This window comes from Paenibacillus sp. 01T422 (assembly GCF_056398785.1).
Window position 1 is genome coordinate 1 of the sequence record NZ_JBFTQB010001149.1, and the last position, 2,302, is coordinate 2,302.

Here is a 2,302-nt window from a genome sequence, read left to right on the forward strand (position 1 = left end):
CGGTTAGCCATGAGTACTCGCAGCTCCTCGTACTCAGAGGAGTGGAAACGGACAGGGGAGTAGTAGCCGTTTTTCACCTAAGGGGCGGCTGCGACGTGCGAAGCCTGAAAAAGCCGCAGTATATGCGACTTTTCCAAAAATACTATTTTTTCGGAAGACAAGATTTAATCCCGAGATGGCAAACTTGACAAGAGTGGGCCGAGTCCCTCGGCGACCGTCAAGTGGGTGATAACAGCATCGCGCAGCTTCGAGTAAGGAAGTTCTGACAACATTGCCATTTGGACCATACCCACGATTTCTCCCGCCTCGGAACCGATCATTGTAAAACCAAGAATACGGTCATCGTTTCCGCTGACCAGAACTTTCATGAAACCCTGTGTCTCGTCCGTCGCCTCTGTCCGTAGTACGTTGCTCATCGGCAATTTCGCGACACGCACAGCGACGCCTAGGCTCTTAGCTTCACGTTCACTCAATCCTACCCTAGCGAGCGGCGGGTCAGTGAACATGCAGTATGGAATCAGTCTATCGCGAGCGCTGCGATTCCCTCCCGCAAGGTTGTCCCTAATTATTCTAAAGTCATCTACAGAGACGTGTGTAAACTGCGGGCTACCAGCGCATTCTCCTATAGCCCACACATCTGGCGCACTCGTTTCCAGTCGCTCATTTACGCTAATATAGCCACGATCATCAAGTTCAACGCCTGCCTGATCAAGCCCGATATCGGCGGTGTTAGGAATACGACCGGATGCGACAAGTAGGTCGCTACCTTCAATTTTTTGCTCACCAGAAGCTGTACGCAACGTTCAACAATCGTAACACGGCTGCCGAAGCGACGATAAGCTTGGGCCATTTCAATTCCAACATAACCGCCACCAAGCACTATCAGATGTGAAGGCAAGTAGTCTAACTCCAGCGCTTCGATATGAGTGAGGGGCTTGGCCAGCTCTATGCCTGGAACATTTGGAATTGCCGCGTGCGATCCAACGTTGATGAATACCTGATTGCCAGACAGCACACGTATCCCGCCGTCATTAAGGAGCACTTCAACAGTTTTGGGTGCTACAAAGTGTGCACTCCCCATAATTAAGTCGGCTCCACTCGTCTTGTAGGCGTTCAAATGGAATGCATTCTCTCGGTCAATCATGTCGCGCTTACGCTGGCGAACCTTCGCCATGTCTGTCCTGACGGAACCGATCACTGTCCCGAACTGACTGGCTTGTTGGACCAAATGCGCGACTTTCGCGCTATAAATCTCATTCTTACTGGGCAAGCAGGCAACAGCTGGGCATGAGCCCCCTACCCACCGTCGCTCTACAACGGCGACTCGTCGTCCCGAGTGTGCCAAGTGCCAGGCAAGCAACTTACCTCCTTGGCCGCTGCCAATGATCAGTGCGTCAAAATGTTCTGGTTTTGACATTATACCCCTCCTAATTTGAATCTCAGATTTTTTTCAAAAAAATTTGAACTTTATTGTCTTCCAAAATAAAAATGGCATCGCCTTAGGCTTTGTTTTTCAATACCTTTTTATTAATAAGAAAGACAATAATTCAATAATAAGTCGAAGAACAAAAAAAATATGTGAAATAGATTACAGACTTTTTTATAAAATCTTAAACTCTGAACAACTTCTTATACTTACGAATCTCTCTATGAAACCGTAAGAACAGAATGATACTACAATGAAGGCGCAGAAAGACATAAAGTACATCATCTAAACTAGTTTCGGAGCATATGAACTGCCAACTGTATTGACAAACGGGCAGATTTAATTACACCTTCTTTTGCAAGCTCGCTCATTACTGCACTAACGCATTCACGGCTGGCACTTAACATATTAGCAATTTCTTGATGCGAAAGCGGCAGATCGATCACCGTATAACCGTCCTCCTGTATCTCACCGAATTTGGCACTCAGTGTTGACAGTAAATGAAGAATCCTCCCTCTTAGATCACTGAACACAAGCTGCTCCAATAGATCATCCCTCTCCTTCAAGCGTTCACTGAGTAATTGCAGGAATTTGATAGCAAGATGAGGCTGATTCATCATCAACCGTTCGAACTGAGCGTCGGACATGGAGCAAATAAGTGATGGTTCCATTGTTTCAATAAACGTATCCCTTGTCCCAAATGAAAACGATTTGAAATGTCCAAACACGTTCCCTTTCGAGAGAATCCCAACCGTGAACTGCTTCCCGCTAGTACTTAGCTTATAGAGCTTTAACTTACCTTCCTTGACGAAAAAAAGACCATCGCTCACTTTGTTGGGAGTTTGAACTAACATGTTCTTCGAGAATCTGTTAGCA

General features: G+C 46.4%; 2 protein-coding genes and 1 pseudogene. All 3 read right to left on the reverse strand.

Going from position 1 to position 2,302, the window contains the following annotated elements; genetic code table 11:
• Nucleotides 1-164 precede the first annotated feature (164 nt).
• Complete coding sequence (locus AC1DUA_RS36600; RefSeq protein WP_477504402.1) at nt 165-506, reverse strand: hypothetical protein; 342 nt, start codon at nt 504-506, stop codon at nt 165-167.
• Between the two features lie 132 nt (nt 507-638).
• A pseudogene (locus AC1DUA_RS36605) lies at nt 639-1,417 on the reverse strand (FAD-dependent oxidoreductase); the annotation flags it as partial.
• A gap of 299 nt (nt 1,418-1,716) precedes the next feature.
• A partial coding sequence (locus AC1DUA_RS36610; RefSeq protein ID WP_477504401.1) for a Crp/Fnr family transcriptional regulator occupies nt 1,717-2,302 on the reverse strand: 586 nt, incomplete at its 5' end.